This window comes from Tabrizicola piscis (assembly GCF_003940805.1).
GTDB classification, from domain to species: domain Bacteria; phylum Pseudomonadota; class Alphaproteobacteria; order Rhodobacterales; family Rhodobacteraceae; genus Tabrizicola; species Tabrizicola piscis.
Genome location: NZ_CP034328.1, coordinates 2,083,484 through 2,106,516, shown reverse-complemented (window position 1 = coordinate 2,106,516; position 23,033 = coordinate 2,083,484). Strand labels below are relative to the sequence as shown.

Below are 23,033 nucleotides of genomic sequence, written 5' to 3'. Positions count from 1 at the left end.
TCCCTGCCGGGGACAGATTCCTAACCTTTGTAAATCAATGGGTTGCGGGCGGGCGTTAACCCAACGTCAAGGTTTGGCGGGCTTTAGCCGGTCGCGCAGCACCGCAAGAATATCTCGCAGGTCGGCAATCTGGGACGGCTCCAAGCCCGTCTTGGCCGCGAAGGCGCGGGGTACCGCAGCGGCTTCGACGGCGAGGGTGCGGCCTGCGTCGGTCAGGGCAAGTCGCACCTTGCGGTCATCCTGACTGTCGCGGCTGCGGGTCAGCCAGCCCGCGCCTTCCATCCGTTTGAGAAGCGGGGTCAGGGTGTTTGAGTCCAGCCGCAGATCGGCACCAAGGTCACCGACAGTGGGCCGATCATTCGCCGCAAGCGCCGACAGGACGAGGTATTGCGGATAGGTCAAGCCAAGCGGTGTCAGCAAGGGTGCATAGGCCGCATGCACGGCATGAGCAGCGGAATGCAGCGCGAAGCAGAGCATGTCGGAGGGCGCGAGTGTCATCCTTGAAATATACATCGCGCGCGATGCAAGCGCAAGCGATTGACACGCGCGCGATTTATATCTACTATTGATCGTGCACGATTTAATCGCAGACGACTAGGAGCATGCAATGACAACGGACGTGAAATACTGGACGGAAGCCAAAGCCACCGGTGGCGGGCGCAACGGTGTGTCGGGGCTGGTCAATGGCCAGCTGACCGTGACGATGACCAGCCCGAAGGAACTGGGCGGGTCCGGTCTTGGGCATAATCCCGAGGAACTGTTCGCCGTCGGCTATGCCGCCTGCTATCTGGGCGCGATGCGCTTTGCGGCCAGCAGTGAAAAACTGGGCACGGTTCCCGACAACGCGACGGTGAACGCGCATGTCGGCATTGGCGGACGTTCGGACGGCGGCTTTGGCCTGAAGGTCAAGCTGGTGGTCAATCTGCCGGGCGTTGACCGCGCCGTGGCCGAAAAGATCGCCGAGCGCGGGCACTTCATCTGCCCGTATTCCAACGCGACCAAGGGGAATATCGAGGTTGTGACCGAGGTCGTCTGACCCTTTGGTGCACTCGTCGTCGCACTTTGTGCGCTCCTCGTGATGTTGCGAGGAGTGCACGAAGTGTTCGACGAGCGGTGGTCAGGCGCGGACCAGCTTTTCGTATTCGGTGGCGACGCGCTTGGTCAGATCACCGACCTCGAAGTTGTAGTCGCCGATCTGGCCGACTGGGGTCACCTCGGCGGCAGTGCCGGTCAGCCAGCACTGTTCGAACCCTTCCAGCTCTTCCGGCATGATGTGGCGTTCGTGGACCTTGATCTGCATGTCTTTCAGCATGCCGATCACGGTCTGCCGGGTGATGCCGTTCAGGAAGGCATCGGCCAGCGGGGTGTGCACTTCGCCGTCCTTGACGAAGAAGATGTTCGCCCCCGTCGCCTCGGCCACATAGCCGCGATAGTCGAACATCATGGCGTCAGAGCAGCCCTTCGCCTCAGCCGCGTGTTTGGACATGGTGCAGATCATGTAAAGACCGGCGGCCTTGGCGGCGTGGGGGATGGTTTCGGGCGAGGGGCGCTTCCACTTCGCGATATCGAGTTTCGCGCCTTTGAACTTGGCGTCGCCGTAGTAGTTGCCCCAGGTCCAGCAGGCCACGGCCATGCGGATCGGGTTCTTGTTGGCCGCGACCCCCATCATTGGCCCAGCACCACGCCAGGCGATGGCGCGAACGTAGGCGTCGGTCAGGTTGTTGGCCTTGAGCGTGGCCTCTTTCGCGGCGTTGATCTCGGCCACGCTGTAGGGCAGCGGCATGTCGAGCAGCTCACCCGACATCCGCAGACGTTCGGAATGTTCGGTCGATTTGAAGATCTTGCCGTTGTAGCAGCGTTCGCCTTCGAACACGGACGAGGCGTAATGCATCGCATGGGTCAGGATGTGGACATTGGCGCTGCGCCAGTCCACCAGTTTGCCGTCCATCCAGATGAACCCGTCACGATCGTCATAGCCCGCCATTTCGCCCACTCCTTTGCGAATGTTGCGCCTGAAAGGTCCGCTTCGGACAGATTCTTGCGCGAAATCGGGGCAGAGTTATGGGTTCATGCTTGGAAAGTCAACAAGGCTGACGTAAATTCACGCCAAAGAGGAGGGCGCGATGGCCGAGACAGCCGGGGGCGAGGGGCTGCTGTTCCTGACGGATGAGCAGTTGCGCAAGGGGATCGAGGCGATGTTCTTCGCCTATCGCGGGTTCACGGCTGACCCGGACCGGATTCTGGAAGGCATGGACTATGGCCGCGCGCATCACCGGGCGATCCATTTCGTGCACCGCAGCCCGGGGACGACGGTTTCAAACCTGCTTTTGATCCTTGGTGTTACAAAGCAATCGTTGAATCGTGTGTTGCGGACGTTGATTGATGACGGTCTGGTGCGCAGTGAAAAGGGCCGTGTTGACGCAAGGGAAAGACATTTGTTCCTGACGGAGAAGGGATTGATCCTGGAACGCGAATTGTCGGATGCGCAGCGGGCGCGGATGCGGGCGGCCTATCGCGCGGCGGGGCCGGCGGCGGTGCAGGGCTTCCGTCAGGTGCTGGAGGCGATGATGGACCCCGAAATGCGCAAGCAATACAACCGTCTGAAGGAGGGCGGCTGATGGTTCCGGATGCGCATCTGCTGATCGTTGACGATGACGAACGGATCAGGGGGCTTTTGCAGAAGTTCCTGATGCGGAACGGGTTCATGGTGTCCGTGGCTCGGGATGCGGCGCAGGCGCGGCGGATTCTGGCGGGGCTGGAGTTTGACCTGATCGTGATGGACGTGATGATGCCCGGCGAGGATGGGGTGACGCTGACGCGCGATCTGCGCAAGAAGCTGCAGACGCCGATCCTGCTGTTGACCGCCAAGGGCGAGACGTCGAACCGGATCGAAGGGCTGGAGGCGGGGGCGGATGACTATCTGGTCAAGCCGTTCGAGCCGAAGGAGCTGCTCTTGCGGATCAACGCGATCCTGCGGCGGGTGCCGCAGGCGAAGCCGGCAGAGCCGGTGCGACAGGTGATCCACCTTGGCGATGTGCGCTATGATCTGGACCGGGGCGAGATGTGGCGCGGGGACGCGATGGTCCGGTTGACGGCGACCGAGGCGGCCTTGATGCGGATCTTCGCAGCAGCGCCGGGCGTGGCGATCAGCCGGGAGCGGTTGGTGGGCGACAGCGCGGGCGCCGATGCCGCGCAGGAACGGGCGGTGGATGTGCAGATCACCCGGTTGCGGCGCAAGATCGAGGTGGACCCCAAGGCCCCGCGCTATCTGCAGACAGTGCGGGGCGAAGGGTACATGCTGCAGCCGGATTGAGCGGTTTCCGCCAAGCCGGGTGTGATCAGAGCGGGATCCGCAGGCCGATTGAGATCACCTGATCGGTGAGATCGAAGTTCAGCGCCTCGACCGGGTTGCCCCCGGCGCCGCTGCCGGGCAGGGGCGTGGTTCCGCCAGTGACCGAGCCAAGGTCGAAATAGCGCCAGGTCAGTTCCAGCTTTGCCGGGGCCGAGCCAAGCACCGGGCCCACGTCCCATGCGACGCCCGCGCCGACGGTCCAGGCAAGGCTGGTGTCGGTGTCCCCTTCAAAGCTGCGGCGGGTGCGGCCTGAATCGGGGTTGATGCGGGTCCAGTCGTCCATCCTGTTGCGGGCGACGCCAAGGCCTGCGGTCAGGAAGGGTGTGGCTTTGCCGGCCATCGCGAAATCGTAATAGCCGTTTGCGAACAGCGCGACGGACGAGACCGCGCCTTCCACATCTGCATGCGGGCCGGGGGTGGCGGGGGCGGTATAGCTCCACGGGCCAGAAAAATCGGCGCTGCCGAACAGGTTCAGCGCGGCTTCGGCGCGCCAGCCGTTGCCGTAGTTGTGGCCGATTGCGATGGATCCCATGGCGGCGGAGTCGAGGTCCAGATCGAAGAAGACCTGCGGGTCGGCGGGATAGCCCGGGGGCAGCCAACTGGCATCGCCTGCGCTGGGCTGGGCCGCGCCTAGTTCGATACGCATGTAGGTTCCGGCTGTGGGCGCAAGGTCCTTGGGACCACCTTTATCCTGACCGGTGGCAGTGCTGGCGCCAACTGCCTGCCCCGCGTCCTCTTGTGCCCAAGCCGGGGCGAAACCTGCTGTGGTGAGTCCGAAGATCCATGCCGCGCCAAGCACAAGTTTGAGCGGCGTATTTGTCCGTTTGTCCTGCATGACAATCCTTCTTTGCTTGTCGGATATCTGCGCCGGCCAAGATATGGCTGGCAGGAAGGCCCCCGGCCGGTAGGTCCGACCGGGGTGCGGAGTTTTCAGCTGTCGTGGCCAACGACAACGGCCAACCGGATCGATTCCGCCTCGATAGCAACGGCCACCGCGTCATCGCCGGTGATGGGGGTGCCGAGGATCGTGCTGACCGCTTCGACGGTGGCAGCGGTGATGCCTTCACCATCCTTGTCGGCGGCAACAGCAAGGAATGTCGCCATCAGCGTGTCGGGATCGGTCGTCACCCCCAGCGCCGTCAGGGCCGACGTTCCATCAAGCGCATCCTTCAGCAGCGCGAGGTTCTGCAAGGGCGAGTCGATGTAGGCCACGTTGTCAAAGTTGAACGAAAGCTCATCGATCATCTCGGCCGTCGTCAGATTGTAGAATTCGATCATTTCCGGGGTGAGGGACGCCAAAGCCTCGGCATAGGCGCGGGCAAGGACCGAGTCCGGGGACCTTGCAACGTTCAGCCGACCAAGTTCGACGACGGGAATTCCTTCCTGCGCCCAGACCGGCTTGCCGCCCGTATTGCCGGCACTGCCAGCCTTCGGACCTTTGCCATCAGAGTCTTCGCCCGGGCCGCCCTGACCGGCACCTTCGCCGCCTTTGCCCTGCCCACCTTCACCCTGACCACCTTGGCCTTGGCCGCCCTGACCCTGACCGCCCTTGCCGCCGCCTTCACCGCCTTCGGTTTGTGCGAAGGCTGTGGAGGCGTTGGGATAAAGGATCTGCGACCCAAGTGTCACAACAGCGCTTAGCGTCAGAACAGCTGCAGTACCGGCAAGGAACTTGGTAATGGTGGAACTCTTGGTCGTCTGCATGATTTCACCCTTTTGCTTACCCGGACACCTCGTCCTCTGGTTCAAATATTATACATTCGAAGATTATAATATGACATTGACGCAGATCAAACACCGTGCAGAAACTGGGGCTTGGCGTCGCAACTTGGGCATGTCAGCCTTGGCTGGTGCGCCGTAACCCTGTCGGATTGTCGAGGTGACATGTCTTGCATCGTATTCTCCCATGCGGACTGTGCCCGCCATGTAACGCCCCCCGGTCACCCCGAGCGGGTGGAACGGCTGACGGCCGTTGAGCAGGTGCTTTCCGGCCTTGGTCTGACGCGGCGCGATTGTCCGGTGGGGGCGGAGGAGGAGGTGCTGCGGGTCCATCCAAAGCGGTATGTCGAGCGGGTCAGGGGAGCCGTTCCGCGCGAGGGGTGGGTGCAACTAGACGGCGATACCTATCTGTCGCCGGGGTCATACGATGCGGCGATGCGGGCGGTCGGGGGGATTTGCGCGGCTGTCGATGCCGTGGTGACCGGCGAGGCGAAGACGGCCTTTGTCGCCGGGCGGCCGCCGGGGCACCATGCCGAGCGTGAAACGGCGATGGGTTTTTGCCTGTTCGGCACAGTGGCGATTGGCGCCAAGCGGGCACTGGATCATCACGGGCTGTCCCGCGTGGCGATCGTGGATTTCGACGTGCATCACGGCAACGGCACGCAGGACCTGTTGTGGGATGAGGGTCGGTGTCTGTTCGTCTCCAGTCACCAGATGCCGCTTTATCCCGGCACGGGGCGGGCGGATGAGCGCGGCGCGCATGGGCAGATGTTGAACGTGCCGTTGCGGGCAGGGTCCGGTGGCAAGGCGATGCGGGATGTCTATGAGCGGGTGGTGTTCCCGTTGCTCAAGGCCTGGGGGCCGGAGCTGCTGCTGATCTCGGCCGGGTTTGATGCGCATGCGGATGATCCCCTTGCGGGGTTGGAGTGGCAGGCAGAGGACTACGCCTGGCTGACCGACCACTTGTGCGATTTTGCCGGGGGGCGGGTGGTGTCGACACTTGAGGGCGGCTATGATCTGGATGCGCTGGCGGCATCTGTTGCCGCGCATGTGGGTGTGCTGAAGGAGCGGGGCTGATGACCGACAAACCGATCGAAGGGATGAGCTTTGAAGAGGCGATGGCCGCTTTGGAGCAGGTCGTCGGTGCCCTGGAGCGGGGCGAAGTGCCGCTGGAGCAGTCGATTGCGCTGTATGAACGCGGGGCGAAGCTGAAAGCCCATTGTGCGGCAAAGCTGGCCGAAGCGGAAGAGAAGGTGGAGCTGATCCGGGCGCAGGAAGGCCGGGCCGTGGGGACGACGCCCGTGGAGGGGATGTGAACTTTCCCGAACGGTTGGCGGCGGATGCCGGGCTGATCGAGGCGCGGCTGATGGCGGCGCTGGCGGGCAAGGCGGATCAGCCGGTGACGCAGGCGATGCGCTATGCCATGCGCGGCGGCAAGCGGCTGCGCGGGTTTCTGGTGCTGGAAGGCGGGCGGATGCTGGGGGTTGACCCGGCATGCACAGTCAGCGCAGCGGCGGCGATCGAGGCGCTGCACGCCTATTCGCTGGTCCATGACGACCTGCCTTGCATGGACGATGACGACCTGCGCCGGGGCCAGCCGACAGTGCATGTGAAATGGGACGAGGCGACGGCGGTTCTGGCGGGCGATGCGCTGCAGACGCTGGCGTTTGAGCTGCTCTGTGATCCGGCGATTGGGTCTGCGGAGGTGCGGATGGCGCTGGTCGACGGGTTGGCGCGGGCCTCGGGCATTGACGGCATGGTGCTGGGGCAGGCGTTGGACATTGCGGCGGAGACGGCGGGGCATCCGCTGACGCTGAAGGAAATCACCACTCTGCAGGCGGGCAAGACTGGTGCCCTCATCGGCTTTGCGGCCGAGGCGGGGGCGGTGATTGCGGGCGCGGACCGGGGGCCGTTGCGCGCCTATGCGGCGGCGCTGGGGCTGGCGTTCCAGATTGCGGATGACATTCTGGATGTGACGGGCGATGCGGCCAAGACCGGCAAGGCCGTTGGGAAAGATGCTGATGCGGGGAAGGCGACATTTGTCTCTCTGCTGGGGCTGGAGGGCGCGCGGGCGCGGGCCGTGGCCTTGGTGGACGAGGCCTGCGCCGCCTTGTCGCCTTACGGGCCGGGCGCGGACCTGCTGAAACAGGCGGCGCGATTCACCATCGCGCGGGAGAGTTGAATGAAAGATCTGAAGACACCGCTGCTGGACCGGGTGACGCTGCCTGCCGACCTGAAGGGCCTGAGCGACCGCGAGTTGCACCAGCTGGCTGATGAGCTGCGGGCCGAGACGATCTCTGCTGTGTCGGTGACGGGTGGGCATCTGGGGGCCGGTCTGGGCGTGGTGGAGCTGACGGTGGCGATCCACGCCGTCTTCGACACGCCGCGCGACAAGCTGATCTGGGATGTCGGGCACCAGTGCTATCCGCACAAGATCCTGACCGGGCGGCGGGACCGGATCCGGACGCTGCGGATGGAGGGGGGCCTGAGCGGCTTCACCAAGCGGAGCGAGTCGCCCTATGACCCGTTCGGGGCGGCGCATTCGTCGACGTCCATCAGCGCGGCGCTGGGCTTTGCCATGGCGGCGGAACTGGGCGGCGACCCCGGTGATGCGATTGCGGTGATCGGCGACGGCGCGATGAGCGCGGGGATGGCATTCGAGGCGATGAACAATGCGGGGCACCTTGGTCAGCGGCTGTTCGTGATCCTGAATGACAATGAGATGAGCATCGCGCCACCTGTGGGGGCACTGTCGGCCTATCTGTCGAAGCTTTATGCCGAACCGCCGATGCAGGACCTGAAGCAGGTGGCGAAGGGGTTTCTGGGCCTGTTGCCTCCGCCGCTGCAAGAGGGGGCGAAGCGGGCCAAGGACATGCTCAAGGGCCTCGCCATTGGCGGCACCTTGTTTGAGGCGCTGGGCTTTTCCTATGTCGGGCCGATTGACGGGCATGATCTGGATACGCTGCTGCCCGTCTTGCGCACGGTGAAGGCGCGGGCGACGGGGCCGATGCTGATCCATGTGCTGACGAAGAAGGGCAAAGGCTATGCCCCCGCCGAGGCTGCGCGGGACAAGGGCCATGCGACGGGCAAGTTCGACGTGCTGACCGGGGTGCAGGCGAAGGCGGTGTCGAACGCGCCGTCCTACACCAAGGTCTTCGCGCAAAGTCTGGTGGCCGAGGCGGAGCGGGATGAAAAGATCGTCGCCGTGACGGCTGCGATGCCGGACGGGACGGGGCTGAACCTGTTTCAGGACCGCTTCCCGAAGCGCTGCTTTGACGTGGGCATTGCCGAACAGCACGCGGTGACGTTCAGCGCGGCGCTGGCGGCGGGGGGGATGAAGCCGTTCTGCGCGATCTATTCCACCTTCCTGCAGCGCGGATACGATCAGGTGGTGCATGACGTGGCGATCCAGCGCTTGGCGGTACGGTTTGCGGTGGATCGCGCCGGGCTGGTCGGCGCGGATGGGGCCACGCATGCGGGGGCCTTCGATGTGGCCTTCCTGGCCAACCTGCCGGGGTTCGTGGTGATGGCCGCTGCCGATGAGGCGGAACTGGTCCACATGGTTGCCACCGCCGTGGCGCATGACGCGGGGCCCATCGCTTTCCGGTTCCCGCGGGGCGATGGCGTGGGGGTCGAGATGCCGGCGCGCGGTGTGCCGCTGGAGATTGGCAAGGGCCGGGTGCTGCGTGAGGGGGGCCGCGTGGCGATCTTGTCGTTTGGCACCCGTTTGGCCGAGGTCTTGAAGGCCGCTGAGGCGCTTGAGGCGCGCGGGGTTTCGGTGACGGTGGCAGATGCCCGGTTTGCCAAGCCGCTGGACCGCGACCTGATCTTGCAATTGGCAAGCCAGCATGAGGCGCTGATTACGGTTGAGGAGGGTGCTATCGGGGGGTTCGGGTCCCACGTCGCGCAACTTCTGGCGGATGCAGGGGTCTTCGACCGGGGGCTGAAGTATCGCAGCATGGTTTTGCCGGATATCTTCATCGATCAGGCCAGCCCGGAGGCGATGTATCGGGTGGCCGGGATGGAAGCGACCCAGATCGAGACCAAGGTGCTGGACGTGTTGGGCGTGGCCGTGGTCGGGAAACGGGCCTGAGAGGGTTTGTGGCTGGGTTTGCCTGCGGCGGACCCCCCCACCCTATCCCTCCCCCACGGAGGGGGGAGGCGCCTTGGCGGGGGCGGTGTGCTTGTGGGTTGGGGCGCAAGAGTCGGGCTGAAGCCCGACCTACGGGTTGCTACGATTTGCGCAGGCCGTCCATTACCTTGACCAGCGCTTCGCTGATCCCCGGTTCTGACAGCGCATGACCGGCGAGGGGGACCATGCGCAGGTCGCAGCGGTGCCAGCCATCGGCCAGATTCCAGGCCGAAACGGGCGGGCAGATCATGTCATAGCGACCCTGGATGACAGTGGCATCGATATGTTCGATCCGCTTGCGCTCTTGCAGGATCCAGCCGTCACATTGCAGGAAGCCGCCGTTCTGGAAGTAGTGATTCTCCAGCCGCGAGAAGGCGCGGGCATAGTCTGACGGGCTTTCGCCCATCGGGCCTTCGTGGTGGATGGACGCCAGCGCGTTTTCCCAGTTCGCCCAGATCCGGCCGAAGCGGGTTTCCTCCATCAGGTTGCCGGAAAAGAGGCGGCGGTTGTAGGCGTTGATCAGGTTGTCGCGTTCCGAGGCGGGGATGGCGGCAACGAAGCGGCCCCAGATTTCCGGGAAAAAGGCCCCGGCGCCGCCGCCGTAGAACCATTTCAGCTCTGACTTCGTCATCAGGAAGACACCGCGCAGCACAAGGTGCCGCACCCGGTCTGGATGGGTGATGGCGTAGATCAGCGCAAGGGTCGCGCCCCAGCTGCCGCCAAAGGCAATGAAACGGTCGATCCCGAGGGCTTTGCGGATCACCTCGACATCTTCGATCAGGTGCCATGTGGTGTTGGCGATGATGCTGGCATGGGGGCGGGACCGGCCACAGCCGCGCTGGTCAAACAGGATGATGCGGTAGACCGTGGGGTCGAAGTACCGGCGCATGGCAGGCGAGCAGCCGCCGCCCGGTCCGCCGTGAAAGACGATGACAGGGATGCCATCCGGCCGCCCGCATTGTTCCATGTAGACGCGGTGGCCATCGCCCATGTCGATGACGCGCTGATCGAACGGATCGATCGGCGGGTAAAGAAACTCGACTGCGCGCTTTTGACCTGATCTTTGATCCATCGCCGTCCTATATAGCGCCGTAAGAGCCCTGTGTCGAAGGGCAATCAGTCGAACGACGGAGCGGAGGCAGCGATGACGACAACGACGGTTGATGCGGCAGAGGTTGCCAAGTTCGAGGCGATGGCGGCGGACTGGTGGGACCCGACCGGGAAGTTCAAGCCGCTGCACATGCTGAACCCCTGCAGGCTGGACTATATCTGCGCGCAGATTGCCGCCGAATTCGGGCGCGACCTGACCTTGGCCGAACGGTTCAAGGGCCTGCGGCTGTTGGATATCGGCTGCGGCGGGGGGCTCCTTAGCGAACCGATGGCGCGGCTTGGCGCGGATGTGGTGGGTGCGGACGCGGCGCCGCGGAACATCCCGGTGGCCCGTCTGCACGCTGAACAATCGGGGCTGAAGATCGACTATCGCCACACCACCGCCGAGGATATGGCGGCGGCAGGGGAACAGTTCGACGTGGTCCTGAACATGGAAGTGGTCGAGCATGTGGCCGATCCGCAGGGCTATCTGACGGCCTGCCAGCAATTGCTGAAGCCCGGGGGGCTGATGATCTGTTCGACGCTGAACCGGAACCCCAAGTCTTTCGTGATGGCGATTGTCGGGGCGGAATGGGTGATGCGCTGGCTGCCGAAGGGCACGCATGACTGGCGGAAGTTCATCACCCCCGATGAGCTTTACAAGCTGATCGAGGGCGCTGGCCTGCGGCCGGTGGATCGCAAGGGGATGGTCTTCAACCCGGTGACATGGCGGTGGAGCCTGTCGGACCGTGACCTGAGCTGCAACTATGTGACCGCCTCGGTCAAGGCGTAGGGCCGCCTACCAGCGCACGACGTCGCGGACCATGTCGGCAAGGCCATCGATATCGGCGGGGCCGTGGTCGGCAGACAGTTGCAGACGCCAGCGCGGCGCATGAAGTGCTACGGTCGGCGGCCCCAGAAGCGTGACCGCCAGACCCGCGCTTTGCAGCAATGCCGTGCGGGCCAGGGCGGTGCCGGGTGGCAGCCGAACCGGCACAAGCGGCGAAGGCTGGCCCATCACGCGTACGCCGTCAGCCATCAGGTGATTGCGCAGGCGCAGGCTGTTGGCGTGCAGGCGGCGACGGCGGCGGACACCTTCCGGGCTGTCGATGATGTCGAAGGCGGCAAGGATGGTGGCGGCAAGGACGGGGGACAGGGCAGCCGTCGTGCCCTGCTGGTCGCGCAGGCGGGCCTTCAGGTTCGGGTCCTGAACGGCGGCAAAGCCACCCGGCGCGCCGAAGCATTTGGCGAAGCTGCCGATGACCACGCTGGGCCGACCGAGGCAGCCCTGAATCTCCATCACCCCGCCGCCGGATTGTCCCATGGCCCCAAGGTCATGGGCCACATCGACGATCAGCCCGGCACCGTGGCGGTTGCACAGGGCGGCAAGGTCGGCCAGATCGGCCATGACGGACGCATGCGCCGAAATCGCGGGCACGGCCACCCAAAGGCGGCCCGCACGGCGCGTCCGAGACAGGCGGAGCAGGCGACGCTCCACCCCCTCAACCGATCCGGGAGGGGAGCGGTGGGGCCGGGCGCCAGCGGTCAAGACAGTCTCGAACATGGCGGGATGTGCGCCTGCATCGACGATCACCGCATCTCCGGGCGACAGGATCGCGCGCAGGGTGGCGCGGATCGCCTCGGCACCTGATGGAAAGACCACGGCTGCGGAAAGGTGCAGGAAGCGCGCGGTGCGATCTTCCAGCGCAAGGACCGGGACGGTCAGGCCAAGGCAAGTTGCAGTGCCGGCTGGGCAAAGCCGGTGCTGGGACAGCGCGGCGGTGGTTGCCGCGCGCAGCCCGGGATGATCCGCGAGGGCAAGGTAATCCTGCACGGCGAAGGTGCGGCAGGGGTTGCCATGCGTTCCGGGGTCGAACGGGGTTGGTCGGTTGGCCGACTGGCCGGGGCGCACGAGGCGGAAGCGGTCATCCCCCCGCGGGTGCAGGTGGGGGCTTTGGGTCAGGAGGTCGATGACCACAGGCGACGCAGGGACAGAGCCGGGCATGGAAATACCTTTGGCAGGAGGGACGTCGGGCGGCACAGGGGAAACTGACTACCCAGAACCGGAACACGCGTTCTGGAGACCAAACGGTTGCAGTTTGGTCGCGGGCTCAACCTGCCTTGGAAGCAGGGAAATCCGCGCGTTAATTCCCCGTGAAATCCGCTAAATCCCAAGGATTGCGGCGCGACAGCGGCAAAACCTGTGGCATGCTGCTGCAACGGCAGGCAAGAGGGTACGCAGATGGCGGCTTGGGAAAGGGTGTCGGCGGGGCTGGACTACGGCGGCTATGTCGCTTGGGAGGCCGCGGTGTCCGAGGCGCAGGGTGACGGTGGGCGTGACCACGTGCCCGTTTTTCTGGTGCTTCAGCCGCCAGCGGGAAGTGCCATGACACTGGCCGAAGCGATTGACGCAACGCTGGCCCTGCCGGACGTGCGCTTTAGCCAGCACGAGCGAGACCTCCTCGCGACCGAGCGGGCGCTTGCCGGGACGGGCTGGCCGCATGAGGTGCGGGTGGTCCTGTTCTGTCCAAGGGCGATGCTGGCGGACTGTCCGGCCTTCTGGCGTGTGCTGCAGGTGGGGCCGGGGCTGGCGATGCCCGATGCCTCAGCCAGCGGAGAGGGCAGGAACCTTTGCACCCTGAAGGGCGATCTTGTTCCGACAGTGCCGCTGGCGGCGGTGATTGATGACGGGATCGGCTGTCTGAACGCCCGGTTCCGGCGCGATCTTGGCCACAGCCGGATCAAGGCCGTCTGGCTGCAGGCACCGGAACGCGTTGCCGAAGCGGACGACGGCCTGCGGGAAGATGTCGTCTGCGGTCGGGTGCTGGACGAGGCCGAGATCAACGCCCATCTTGCCGACGGCGGCGATGAGGCTGAGGTTTACCGGGTGGTCAACCGTGCCCTACTGCCGGTGACGGATGGTGCGTTGACGAACCGGAGGACGGCACATGGGACGCATGTACTGGACCTTGCGGCCGGTGCGGCCCCTTGGGGGGATGACCCCCTGACCGCCGTGCCGATCCTTGCGGTGCAATTGCCCCCGGCCAGCGTGCGCGAAACCGCGGGACGGCGGATGGAGACCTATCTGGTGCAAGGTCTGCGCTGGATCATGGCCGAGTCGCTGCGGCTGGCCAACGGGACGGACGTGCCCCCGGTCGTGGTGAACATCAGCCTTGGGTCATTGGCCGGGCCGGGGGACCGCCACGCCTTTCTGGCCGACTGGTTCGATCATGAGGTGGCGCGCCATGACCGGCTGACCGGTGGGGGCAAGCTGCGGCTGGTCATCGCCTATGGCAATGCGCGGCTGGCCCGGCTGGTCGCCCGGGACGAGATGCGCCGGTCATACCCGCTGGAACTGATCTGGCGCGTGCTGCCGGATGACCACAGCTCCAGCCATCTGGAGGTGCGTGTCGATACGAATGTGGTTGCCGGGCTCAAGCTGGAATTGCAGCCCCCTGCGGGATCGGGGCTTTCCGCGTTGGAGGTCGATTGGCCCGAGACGGGAACCGGTTGGCGGCTGGCCGGGCCGGTGGCGGCCGTCGCATCAAGTGCCGAGGCGGGGGGGCAATCGCTGCTGCACCTGTCGCTGGGGCCGACAGTCGGGATGGGCGCGCTGCCGCCGGCCCCGGCTGGGGCGTGGCGTGTAGTGCTGCGCACGACCTTGGCCGAACCGGTGCGGGTGACGGCCCGGGTGCAGCGCGATGACACACCGCCGGGGTACCGGACGCTTGGCCGGCAAAGCTGGCTGGATCATCCGCAAGGCTGGGACTGGGATGATGAGGCGCGGGGCTATCTTGCACCCCGCCCGGCCAGCGATGCGCCTGGCTGTCCGGTCACGCGTGAGGGGACTTGCGTGGCCTATGCAGGGGCCGAAGACCCGGCGATCCTGTTCGTGGGGGCCGTTCGGCCAACGCTTGGTGCGCCGGGGTCGGTGCGGCCAGCGGGCTATTCCTCCGAAGGGGTGGGGCATCTGGCAAGACCGGGCGAATCGCTGGGGCCGGACCTCGTCGCGCTTGGGGATGACGGGACGGCCTTGCCCGGCCGACGCGCGGCGGGCGTGGTCAGCGGGTCGGTCACCCGGATGTCAGGAACCAGCATGGCCGCGCCGCAGGTCGCGCGGGCGTTGCTGCGGTATTTCCTGATGGTGCCGCCCGAGGTGCAAAGCCCTGAAGGCGAGCGGAGTGCGCTGACCGGGAACAGTGACTGGGATGTGCCGGACCGCCGGATGGGGCACGGGGTGCTGGTGGGCTAGGCCTTCGGTGGTTGGCGGCCCCATTCCGCAGCAGCGGCACGCCAGAGCGGTGGAAGCACCTGCCAGTTTTCGGCGCGCGGCAGCGTGGTAGTGCCGTTGCGCCAGCCCGGTTGGGCGCCGTTGCCAAGGGATCCACACCATTTGCGCAGTGTGAAATCGCCCGACCAGTCGTTGCCATCCGCTGCCCATTCCGGGACCGGAAGGTCAGGCCCGCCACCAAGGCAGTGCGCGACAAAGGCAAGCGTGGTGGACAGGCCCAGCAGGGCACCATGCGCGCTGTCGACGGGGTAGTGCACGCCGGCCACGGTGCGGTTGTCCGCGATGCGCGCTGCAAGACGGTACAGCAGGATAACCGGGTCCGTCACTGGGGCGCTTTCGGTGACGGGGGAAAGTTTGGCCAGCGTCGCTTCGACCAGTTCGGCGTCCGGCGTGCCTGCGCCGGTCAGCTTTAGCGCGGCGAGAAGGGTGGCCGTGGCAAACGCCTCGGTCGCGTGGCCGGAGGGGTAGGCGGAATGGCCGGGGGTTTCGATCACCGGCTGGATCTGCGGCGACAGGTCCACCGGACGCGCGACCGAACACAGGTGCTTCATCCGCTGTTCAACCGAAATCACGGTGTCCAGCATCGCCTGAATCAGGTGGACGGTGTAGGGCCGCCGGTTCATGCCAAAGGGCATCTGCGCGGCGAAGAAGGGCAGGAAGCCATCAGTCTGGGCGATAATCTCGGGCAGGCGGTCGGCGCGCAGGTCCATCGCGGCGCGGACATCGGCCATCTGTTCGGCGATCTTGCCGGCCTCGGGCGGGGTCAGGCTGACAAGGTCGCTGTCGGTGCGGACAACGTGGCGCGGCTTTGGGCCGGGGCGGACGGTAAAGAGCGAGATCCCTTCATGCGCAAGGACCGAGGCGCGGGGGAAGGCGGCAAGCCGCATCAGGCGGGTCAGGTCATCAGCGCCATCCGGGTTCAGGACCGGGACGGTGCCATCCCAGAAACCCATCAGCGCTTCGGCTGTCTGGCCAAGGGCAGAGGCGAGAAGGGGAGAGGACCCTCCACCATGGGTTCCATGGGTTCCATGAGTGCCGTGGGTACCATGTGTCCCATGGGTACCGTGGGTCCCGTGCGTACCGTGGGTCCCGTGCGTACCATGTGTCCCGTGCGTACCATGTGTCCCGTGAGTACCATGGGTGCCATGTGTCCCGTGGGTTCCATGTGTGCCGTGGGTTCCGAATACCGACATTGCGGGCTCCCCTGTTCGATCGGCGCTACGGTGCACCGGAATTGAATGTCGGCAAAGACGGCACATACTGCCCGATGTTGAATTGACGCAGAATTCACGAAGATTGCACCTGCTTGTGTGACCGCTTAGCCTTGCGTCAAGTGGTTCGGGGATCAGAATGTTCATACGCCTTGTGGGCGTCTTTGAAGTGCGCGACGACAGCGGGCGGGACTGCACGCCGCGGGGGGCGAAGGCGCGGGCCATTCTGGCCATGCTGTGCCAGACGCCGGACCGCAGGCGGGCCCGCCGCTGGCTGGAAGCGCGGCTATGGTCTGACCGGGGCGCGGAACAGGCCAGCGGCAGCTTGCGCCAGGCCCTGATGGAGATCAGGAAGGCCCTGAACGGTGAGGCTGACCGGCTGGAGACCGACCGCGACACGGTGCGGCTGACCGGTGTCGTCACCGATCTGGAGCGGGACAGCGCAGCCTCGATCAACGCGCTGCAGTCCGGGCGCGAGTTTCTGGAAGGCATCGACATCATCGATCAGGCCTTCGAGGATTGGCTGCGCGATGAACGGGCGCGGGTGGAAAGCCAGCTTGGTATCCGTCGACCGGATCAGGCGCGGATGTCCGTCTCGCAGACGGCGCGGCTGCCCTTCGTCATCCGGATGGGCGGGTTGCCACCGGGGCTTGGTGCCTTTGCCGGGCGGGCCTTGGCCGATGCCATCGGGCGGCTCTTGGCCGAGTTCGCGCATATCGACGTCTACGGGTCTGGCGGGACCCCCATTCCCCCGGACCTGCCGCGCGAAGGCATGGCGCTGCATGTCGAAGGGGCCGAGATTCAGGACCGGGTGCATGTGCTGGTCAGCCTGTCCTCGATCGCCAATGGGCAGATCATCTGGAACCAGCGCGCGGCGATCCCCTTGGCCGAGGCGGATTTCATCGGGGCGGGCGACCTGCCGCCCCTTGTCTATCAGGCGGCGGATGCGGCGCTGGCGCATTTCCCGCAGTTGCCGGAATGTCAGGATGGACCGCGGCGGGCCAATGCGCTGATCGCCAATGCCCTGACCGAGATGTTCAGCTATGACGGCGGGCGACTGCGCAAGGCTGATCGGCTGCTGGCCGAGGCGGGCGAAATTGCCAGCTCTGCCCGGATCTATGCCTGGCGGGTGCTGGTCCGGCAGATCATGTATGTCGAGCGGACCGAGCCGGATTATCCCCGCCTGACCCAAGAGATCGACGATTATTCACGCAAGGCGCTGGAACTGTCGAAGGCCAACCCGCTGGTTCTGTCCCTTGTCGGGCTGGCGCGGGTGATGATCGACGAAAACCCCGATGCGGGCGCGGTGCTGGCGCGGGATGCGCTGGCGCTGTCGCCCTATAACGCCCATGCGCATCTGGCGCAGGCGGCAGCGCTGGGTCGGATGGGGGACCAGATCGCCTCGCTTGAGGCGGCGCGGCGCGGGGCTGAGATTGCCGCCCGCACGGCCCATGTCCATTGGTGGGAGGCGCTGTCGGGTCTGGTGGCGATGCGTAGCGAAAACTACACCGCCGCGATTGCGCATTACGAAGCCGCGCATTACCGCGCGCCGGGGTTCCGGGCGGCGATGCGGCACTTGCTGTTCCTGTATCTTTGGGCGGGCGAGCGGGACAAGGCCAGCCGCGTCTACAAGGCCCTGCTGCGGGCCGAACCGGACTTTACGGTCGATCGCATCCTGTCTGAACCGGATTACCCTGCCGTCACCTTGCGCCGAAGCGGTCTGTTGGAACGCTTCGGCGGCGATGTAGACGGGCTCTGACCCTAGTCAGATGAGGATTTGGCCCAGAGGTTGATGGCCTTTTCTTCGGAAATCGCGTCGATCCCGGCCAGTTCTTCTGCCGAGAAGTCAAGGTTGCGGATCGCGGCGGCGCAGTCTTCCACCTGTTCCGGCTTTGACGCCCCGATCAGCGCGCTGGTGACGCCACCGCCCCGCAAGACCCAAGCCAGCGCCATCTGCGCCAAGGTCTGCCCCCGCGCAGTCGCCATGTCGTTCAGCTTGCGGACTGAAACAACCGCCTTTTCCACCACGGCAGGATCCAGCGATTTGCCTTGTGTCGCGCGGCTGCCTGCAGGGATGCCGTTCAGGTACTTGTTCGTCAGCAGGCCCTGCGCCAAGGGAATGAAGGCGATGGAGCCGACGCCAAGGTCGGCCAGCGTGTCCTTCAGCCCATCGGTTTCCACCCATCGGTTCAGGATGTTGTAGCTGGGCTGGTGGATCAGCAGCGGTGTGCCAAGGTCTTTCAGGATCGCCACAGCCTCGCGCGTGCGCTGGCTGTTGTAGCTGGAGATGCCGACATACTGCGCCCGGCCTGACCGCACGATATGATCCAAAGCGCCCATGGTTTCTTCCAGCGGCGTGTCGGGGTCGAAGCGGTGGGAATAGAAGATGTCGACGTAATCAAGGCCCATCCGCTTCAACGACTGGTCGCAGGAGGCGATCATGTACTTTCGGCTGCCCCATTCCCCGTAGGGGCCATTCCACATGTGGTAGCCGGCCTTGGAGGAAATGATCAGCTCATCCCGGTGGGAACGGAAATCGGTGCGGAGGAGTTCCCCAAACGCCTCCTCGGCGCTGCCGGCGGGGGGGCCGTAGTTATTGGCAAGGTCGAAGTGGGTGATGCCATGGTCAAAGGCAGTGCGGCAGATCGCCTGCTTGGTGGCATGCGGCGTGTCGTGGCCGAAGTTGTGCCACAGGCCAAGGCTGATCGCCGGTAGTTGCAGGCCGGAGCGGCCGCAGCGGCGGTAGATCATCCGGTCATACCGGTCTTCGCGGGGGGTATAGGTCATCGGGTCCTCCAGTTGGCGCACCATTTCACGCGCGGGGGACGGCTTCAAGTTGCGCAAGGGGGCGATCCGGGGGATGCTGACGGGATGATCTGGATCGGACGGTTTTGGAAGTTCCTGGTGGCGGTCTCGACGCGGGTGGGCAACGGCCACTTTGGGTTGATTGCTGCCGGCGTGGCGTTTTACGCGATGTTCGCGGTGTTTCCCGGCCTTGGGGCGGCGGTGGCCCTGTGGGGCTTGGTGGCGGACCCGAATGTGATCACCGGCTATCTGGCCATAGCCGAGCGGTTCCTGCCGCCGGACGCCCGCACCCTGATCCATGACCAGGTGATTGGGCTGGTCACTGCACCAAAGGCGACGCTGGGCTGGACGACGGCGCTGTCGGTTGCCATTGCGCTTTATTCCGCGCGGGCGGGGGTGTCGGCACTGGTGCAGGGGCTGGACGTGGTGCACCGGGCGCAGCCTCGGGGCTGGATCCGGGGCGTGGCGGTCGATCTGCTGCTGACCGTGGCGCTGATCGGTGCGCTGTTCGTGGCGCTGTTGACGGTGGTCGTGGTGCCGATCCTGCTAAGCTACATCAAGCTGGGGACCTTTGGTGCCTGGCTGTTGCAGGTGCTGCCTTGGGTGGCGATGTTCCTGCTGGTACTGACCTGCCTGTCGATCCTGTACCGCTTTGGCCCGAACGTCGGGCGGCGGCGGCGGTCGACCTGGATCACCGTGGGGGTGCTGGTGGCGGCAATTGCTTGGGCGATCGTGTCGTTCGCCTTCTCGACCTATCTGGCGAACTTCAACAATTACAACGCGATCTACGGGTCGATCGGGGCGGTCATCATCCTGATGGTGTGGCTGTACCTGAGCGTCTGGGCCGTGCTGCTGGGCGGCGCGATCAACGCCGAGCTTGACGCCGAGGAATGGTGAGGGGCGCCCGTTTTCCGGGCGCCCAACCTGTCAGACGTAGCGATTCCACAGGTTTTCCAGCCGCTCTTGCCGGCCGGATTTCGGCTGCGGTTCGATCTTTTCGGCGATCACGCGGGCCGCTGCGTCTTCAAGGCTGCCCTTCAGCATCGCTTGCGCCTTGGGGTCAGACCAGCCTGCGTAGCGGGCCTTCACAGCCGCCTCCATCTCACCGCTTTCCATCAGGGCAGCGGCCGATTTCAGCGCGCGGGCGCAGGTGTCCATGCCGCCGACATGGGCAAGGATCAGGTCCTCCGGGTCCAGCGACTGGCGGCGGATCTTGGCGTCAAAGTTCACGCCGCCGGTGGTGAAGCCGCCTGCTTTCAGGATCTCATAGAAGGCCACGGCCTTTTCGGCGTGGTTGTTCGGGAACTGGTCGGTGTCCCAGCCGGACTGATAGTCGTTCCGGTTCATGTCGATGGAGCCGAAGATGCCCAAAGCCGCCGCGAGCCCGATCTCATGCTCGAAGCTGTGGCCAGCAAGGATGGCGTGGCCCTGTTCGATGTTGACCTGAACTTCCTTTTCCAGCCCGAACTCCACCAGGAAGCCGTAGACCGTGGCGACGTCGTAGTCGTACTGGTGCTTTGACGGCTCCTGCGGCTTCGGTTCGATCAGGATCGCGCCGTTGAAGCCGATCTTGTGCTTGTACTCCACCACCTGCTGGAGGAACCGCCCGGCATGGGCGCGTTCGGCCTTGAGGTCGGTGTTCAGGAGCGTCTCATACCCCTCACGCCCGCCCCAGAGGACGTAGTTCTGCCCGCCAAGGCGGTGCGTCACGTCCATGTTCGCCTTCACGGTGGCGGCGGCGTAGGCGTAGACGTCCGGGTCGGGGTTGGTGGCGGCACCCGACATCCAGCGGCGGTGGGAGAAGAGGTTGGCGGTGCCCCAGAGGAGCTTGGTTTTGTGCTTGGTCTGCTTTTCGCCAAGGTAATCGGCAATCTCGTTCAGGTTCTTCAGGCTTTCGGCGAAATTCGCGCCCTCGGGGCGCATGTCGGCGTCGTGGAAGCAGTAGAAGGGCTGGCCGAGGATATCGAACATCTCGAAGGCCACATCGGCCTTCATCTTCGCCAGTGCCATGGTGTCGCCGAACCAAGGACGGTCAAAGGTCTGACCGCCGAAGGGGTCACCACCCGGCCAGGCGAAGCTGTGCCAATAGGCGACGGCGAAGCGCAGATGGTCTTCCATCCGCTTGCCAAGGATCACCTCATCCGGGTTGTAATGGCGGAAGGCGAATTCGTTCTTGGACGAAGGGCCTTCGTATTTGACGGCGGGGATGCCTTTGAAAAAATCGGTCATTTCAGATCCTTGATGGCAGATTGGGCGGCGCGGAAGCGGGCGTGGCCTGCATCGAATGCGTCTTTCAGGGTGGGGTCGGGGTCGATGACCCGGGCGATCTTTGGCAGGGTGGCAATCTCGGCCCCCGCGCCGGTGGCGGCCATCAGGCCAAGGCGGGCCGCCCCGAAAGCACCGCCGAAGTCCCCCGCGACGGGGAGTTGGACGGGGCAGTCGAGTGCCGTGGCGATGAGGCGTAGCCAGTAGTCCGAGCGTGAGCCGCCGCCGACGGCCAGCAGATGCTCCAGCTGGGTGCCGGTGGCGGCAAGGGCGTCGCGGCTGTCGCGGATGGCATAGGTCACGCCTTCCAGCACAGCGCGGGTGCCTGCGGCGCGGTCGGTGGCATGTTCGAGCCCGGTGAAAGCGCCACGGACGGTGGCGGAGTTCAGGGGGGTACGCTCACCGCCGAGGTAGGGCAGGAACACGGTCTTGCCGGGGGCCTGAAGCGCCCCAAGCTCGCCCGTCAGCTTGGCGGCATCGGTGCCGGTCAGCTTGGCGTACCAATTGAGCGCGTCGGTCGCGGCCAGGATCACGCCCATCTGGTGCCAAGTGTTTGGCAGCGCGTGGCAGAAGGTGTGGACGGCAGTGGCGGGGTCGGGCTGGTAGCCGTCATTCGCCGCGAAAAGCACGCCGGACGTGCCAAGCGAGACAAACGCCTCCCCCGCCCGCACGACGCCGACACCCACGCCCGAGGCCGCGTTGTCACCGCCACCCCCGGCGATGACCACGCCTTTCGGCAGGCCCCAGCGGGCGGCCAACGCATCGCGCAGCTGGCCGGAGATGGCAGAGCCTTCGACAAGCCGGGGCATGTGGCTGCGGGTCAGGCCAGTGGCGGCCAGAAGATCATCGGACCAGTCACGCTTGCCGGTATCCAGCCAGCTTGTGCCAGCGGCATCCGACATCTCACCGACATGATCGCCGGTCAGCCAGAGGCGCAGGTAATCCTTCGGCAGCAGGATTTTCGCCACACGGTCCCAGATCCGGGGCTCGTGCGTGCGGACCCACATCAGTTTCGGCGCGGTGAAGCCGGGGAAGACGATGTTGCCGGTCAGGCGGCGGAACATCGGGTCGCCGTCAAGCTCGGCTGCTTCCTCGTGGCTGCGGGTGTCGTTCCACAGGATGCAGGGGCGCAACACTTCGTCCCCGGCGTCCAGCAGGGTAGCGCCGTGCATGTGGCCAGAAAGTCCGATGCCACGGACCTGCCCAAGGCCCTTGGCGGCAAGCTGGTCCAGCACCGCCTCGGCCGCGGAGATCCAGTCGGAGGGGGATTGCTCGCTCCAACCCTCAGCCGGGCGTTGGACGGTAAGGGGGGCGGTCGCCTCGGCGAGAACGGTCTGATCCTCGCCGATGAGAATGCCCTTCAGGCCGGAGGTGCCCAGATCAAGGCCGATATACATCTCAGGCCGCCAGTGCCGGCTTCTTGCCCAGGATGATCATGCCAAGGATGTCTTCATCGGTCACTTCGTTGACGTTCACGGTGCCGACCAACTGGCCGTTCTTCATCACGCTTGCCCGGTCGCACAGCTTCATCACGTTGTGGATGTCATGTTCGATCAGGAAGATGCCAAGACCTTGCGCCTTCAGCTCCTGGATCAGTTCCGACACCATCTGCGTTTCATGCGGGCCAAGCGCGGCGGTGGGTTCGTCCATGATCAGGATCTTGGCGTTGAAGTAGACCGCGCGGGCGATGGCGACCGACTGGCGCTGACCGCCGGACAGGGCCGACACTGGCACGTTGAACTTGCGGAAGTTGGGGTTGAGACGGCCCATGATCTTGCGGGTTTCAGCTTCCATCGCGGATTCGTCGACGAAGCCCATGCCGTTCACCAACTCGCGCCCCAGGAACAGGTTCGAGGCGGCGTCAAGGTTATCGGCCAGCGCAAGGGTCTGGTAGATCGTCTCGATGTTTTGCGTGCGGGCGTCGCGGGGGTTGTTGATCTCAACCTCCTGCCCGTTGATCAGGATCTGCCCGGCATCGGCCTTGTAGGCGCCGGACAGGCACTTGATCAGCGTCGACTTGCCCGCGCCGTTATGGCCCAGCAGGCCCACAACCTCACCCGGGTAAAGATCGACGGTGACGTGATCGACGGCCTTGATCCCGCCGAAGGAGATCGAGATGTCGCGCATCTCGACCAGCGGAGTTCCCGTTTTGGTCATCTCAGCCCCTCC

22 protein-coding genes are annotated in these 23,033 nt (G+C 65.2%); 11 read left to right on the top strand and 11 right to left on the bottom strand.

Annotation, left to right across the window (positions count from 1 at the left end; genetic code table 11):
- Positions 1–66: 66 nt before the first annotated feature.
- Positions 67–498: a MarR family winged helix-turn-helix transcriptional regulator gene (locus tag EI545_RS10285; protein ID WP_125325390.1), complete on the bottom strand. Its 432-nt coding sequence runs from the start codon at positions 496–498 to the stop codon at positions 67–69.
- 109 nt (positions 499–607) lie between these two features.
- On the opposite strand from EI545_RS10285, the gene EI545_RS10280 reads away from it, so the two are divergent.
- The gene (locus tag EI545_RS10280; RefSeq protein WP_125325389.1) at positions 608–1,036 is read left to right on the top strand and encodes an organic hydroperoxide resistance protein; all 429 of its coding nucleotides are present in this window, start codon (positions 608–610) and stop codon (positions 1,034–1,036) included.
- Between the two features lie 81 nt (positions 1,037–1,117).
- Here EI545_RS10280 and EI545_RS10275 read toward each other — a convergent pair whose 3' ends face one another.
- Positions 1,118–1,984, bottom strand: a complete 867-nt coding sequence (locus EI545_RS10275) for a branched-chain amino acid aminotransferase (RefSeq protein ID WP_125325388.1) — start codon at positions 1,982–1,984, stop codon at positions 1,118–1,120.
- Between the two features lie 139 nt (positions 1,985–2,123).
- Here EI545_RS10275 and EI545_RS10270 point away from each other — a divergent pair, with 139 nt between their 5' ends.
- Positions 2,124–2,618 carry a MarR family winged helix-turn-helix transcriptional regulator gene (locus tag EI545_RS10270; RefSeq protein ID WP_125325387.1) on the top strand — a complete coding sequence of 165 codons (495 nt, stop codon included), beginning with the start codon at positions 2,124–2,126 and terminating at the stop codon, positions 2,616–2,618.
- Positions 2,615–3,313 (top strand): response regulator, encoded by a 699-nt coding sequence (locus EI545_RS10265; RefSeq protein WP_125325386.1) that lies wholly within the window; start codon positions 2,615–2,617, stop codon positions 3,311–3,313. The genes EI545_RS10270 and EI545_RS10265 overlap by 4 nt, the downstream gene beginning before the upstream one ends.
- A 25-nt stretch (positions 3,314–3,338) precedes the next feature.
- Here the strand turns inward: EI545_RS10265 and EI545_RS10260 are convergent, their stop codons facing one another.
- Positions 3,339–3,998: an outer membrane protein gene (locus EI545_RS10260; RefSeq protein ID WP_125325385.1), complete on the bottom strand. Its 660-nt coding sequence runs from the start codon at positions 3,996–3,998 to the stop codon at positions 3,339–3,341.
- A gap of 284 nt (positions 3,999–4,282) precedes the next feature.
- Positions 4,283–5,056, bottom strand: coding sequence for a hypothetical protein (locus EI545_RS21540; RefSeq protein WP_216842436.1), 774 nt, complete (start codon positions 5,054–5,056; stop codon positions 4,283–4,285).
- A 180-nt stretch (positions 5,057–5,236) separates the two neighbouring features.
- Here EI545_RS21540 and EI545_RS10250 point away from each other — a divergent pair, with 180 nt between their 5' ends.
- From EI545_RS10250 to dxs, 4 genes are read left to right on the top strand one after another with little or no spacing between them, the layout of a single operon-like run.
- Positions 5,237–6,148, top strand: coding sequence for a histone deacetylase family protein (locus EI545_RS10250; protein WP_125327373.1), 912 nt, complete (start codon positions 5,237–5,239; stop codon positions 6,146–6,148).
- Positions 6,148–6,387 carry an exodeoxyribonuclease VII small subunit gene (locus EI545_RS10245; RefSeq protein ID WP_125325384.1) on the top strand — a complete coding sequence of 80 codons (240 nt, stop codon included), beginning with the start codon at positions 6,148–6,150 and terminating at the stop codon, positions 6,385–6,387. Before EI545_RS10250 ends, EI545_RS10245 begins: the two co-directional genes overlap by 1 nt.
- A 50-nt stretch (positions 6,388–6,437) precedes the next feature.
- The gene (locus EI545_RS10240) at positions 6,438–7,253 is read left to right on the top strand and encodes a polyprenyl synthetase family protein (RefSeq protein WP_125327371.1); all 816 of its coding nucleotides are present in this window, start codon (positions 6,438–6,440) and stop codon (positions 7,251–7,253) included.
- The gene (gene dxs, locus EI545_RS10235) at positions 7,254–9,164 is read left to right on the top strand and encodes a 1-deoxy-D-xylulose-5-phosphate synthase (RefSeq protein WP_125325383.1); all 1,911 of its coding nucleotides are present in this window, start codon (positions 7,254–7,256) and stop codon (positions 9,162–9,164) included.
- Positions 9,165–9,303: 139 nt separating this feature from the next.
- Here dxs and pip read toward each other — a convergent pair whose 3' ends face one another.
- The gene (gene pip / locus EI545_RS10230) at positions 9,304–10,275 is read right to left on the bottom strand and encodes a prolyl aminopeptidase (protein WP_125325382.1); all 972 of its coding nucleotides are present in this window, start codon (positions 10,273–10,275) and stop codon (positions 9,304–9,306) included.
- Positions 10,276–10,347: 72 nt separating this feature from the next.
- Here pip and ubiG point away from each other — a divergent pair, with 72 nt between their 5' ends.
- Positions 10,348–11,085 (top strand): bifunctional 2-polyprenyl-6-hydroxyphenol methylase/3-demethylubiquinol 3-O-methyltransferase UbiG, encoded by a 738-nt coding sequence (gene ubiG / locus EI545_RS10225; protein ID WP_125325381.1) that lies wholly within the window; start codon positions 10,348–10,350, stop codon positions 11,083–11,085.
- A gap of 6 nt (positions 11,086–11,091) precedes the next feature.
- Here the strand turns inward: ubiG and EI545_RS10220 are convergent, their stop codons facing one another.
- Positions 11,092–12,297: an aminotransferase class I/II-fold pyridoxal phosphate-dependent enzyme gene (locus tag EI545_RS10220; RefSeq protein ID WP_125325380.1), complete on the bottom strand. Its 1,206-nt coding sequence runs from the start codon at positions 12,295–12,297 to the stop codon at positions 11,092–11,094.
- Between the two features lie 237 nt (positions 12,298–12,534).
- Between EI545_RS10220 and EI545_RS10215 the strand changes: the two genes are divergently transcribed.
- Positions 12,535–14,544: a S8 family serine peptidase gene (locus tag EI545_RS10215; RefSeq protein WP_125325379.1), complete on the top strand. Its 2,010-nt coding sequence runs from the start codon at positions 12,535–12,537 to the stop codon at positions 14,542–14,544.
- Here EI545_RS10215 and EI545_RS10210 read toward each other — a convergent pair.
- A complete protein-coding gene (locus tag EI545_RS10210; protein WP_164517262.1) occupies positions 14,541–15,536 on the bottom strand; it encodes a phosphatase PAP2 family protein in 996 nt (331 codons plus the stop codon). The genes EI545_RS10215 and EI545_RS10210 overlap by 4 nt on opposite strands.
- Positions 15,537–15,933: 397 nt before the next feature.
- Here EI545_RS10210 and EI545_RS10205 point away from each other — a divergent pair, with 397 nt between their 5' ends.
- Positions 15,934–17,553, top strand: a complete 1,620-nt coding sequence (locus EI545_RS10205; protein ID WP_125325377.1) for an AfsR/SARP family transcriptional regulator — start codon at positions 15,934–15,936, stop codon at positions 17,551–17,553.
- A gap of 2 nt (positions 17,554–17,555) precedes the next feature.
- On the opposite strand, the gene mgrA is transcribed toward EI545_RS10205, so the two are convergent.
- Complete coding sequence (mgrA, locus tag EI545_RS10200; protein ID WP_125325376.1) at positions 17,556–18,581, bottom strand: L-glyceraldehyde 3-phosphate reductase; 1,026 nt, start codon at positions 18,579–18,581, stop codon at positions 17,556–17,558.
- 84 nt (positions 18,582–18,665) lie between these two features.
- Between mgrA and EI545_RS10195 the strand changes: the two genes are divergently transcribed.
- Positions 18,666–19,496 carry a YihY/virulence factor BrkB family protein gene (locus EI545_RS10195; RefSeq protein WP_125325375.1) on the top strand — a complete coding sequence of 277 codons (831 nt, stop codon included), beginning with the start codon at positions 18,666–18,668 and terminating at the stop codon, positions 19,494–19,496.
- Between the two features lie 30 nt (positions 19,497–19,526).
- Here EI545_RS10195 and xylA read toward each other — a convergent pair whose 3' ends face one another.
- Genes xylA through EI545_RS10180 form a run of 3 tightly spaced genes read right to left on the bottom strand, consistent with a single transcriptional unit; the run spans position 19,527 to position 23,021 of the window.
- Positions 19,527–20,828, bottom strand: a complete 1,302-nt coding sequence (gene xylA, locus EI545_RS10190) for a xylose isomerase (RefSeq protein ID WP_125325374.1) — start codon at positions 20,826–20,828, stop codon at positions 19,527–19,529.
- Positions 20,825–22,261, bottom strand: a complete 1,437-nt coding sequence (gene xylB, locus EI545_RS10185) for a xylulokinase (protein ID WP_125325373.1) — start codon at positions 22,259–22,261, stop codon at positions 20,825–20,827. Before xylB ends, xylA begins: the two co-directional genes overlap by 4 nt.
- Position 22,262: 1 nt before the next feature.
- Positions 22,263–23,021 carry an ATP-binding cassette domain-containing protein gene (locus tag EI545_RS10180; RefSeq protein ID WP_125325372.1) on the bottom strand — a complete coding sequence of 253 codons (759 nt, stop codon included), beginning with the start codon at positions 23,019–23,021 and terminating at the stop codon, positions 22,263–22,265.
- Between the last annotated feature and the right edge of the window lie 12 nt (positions 23,022–23,033).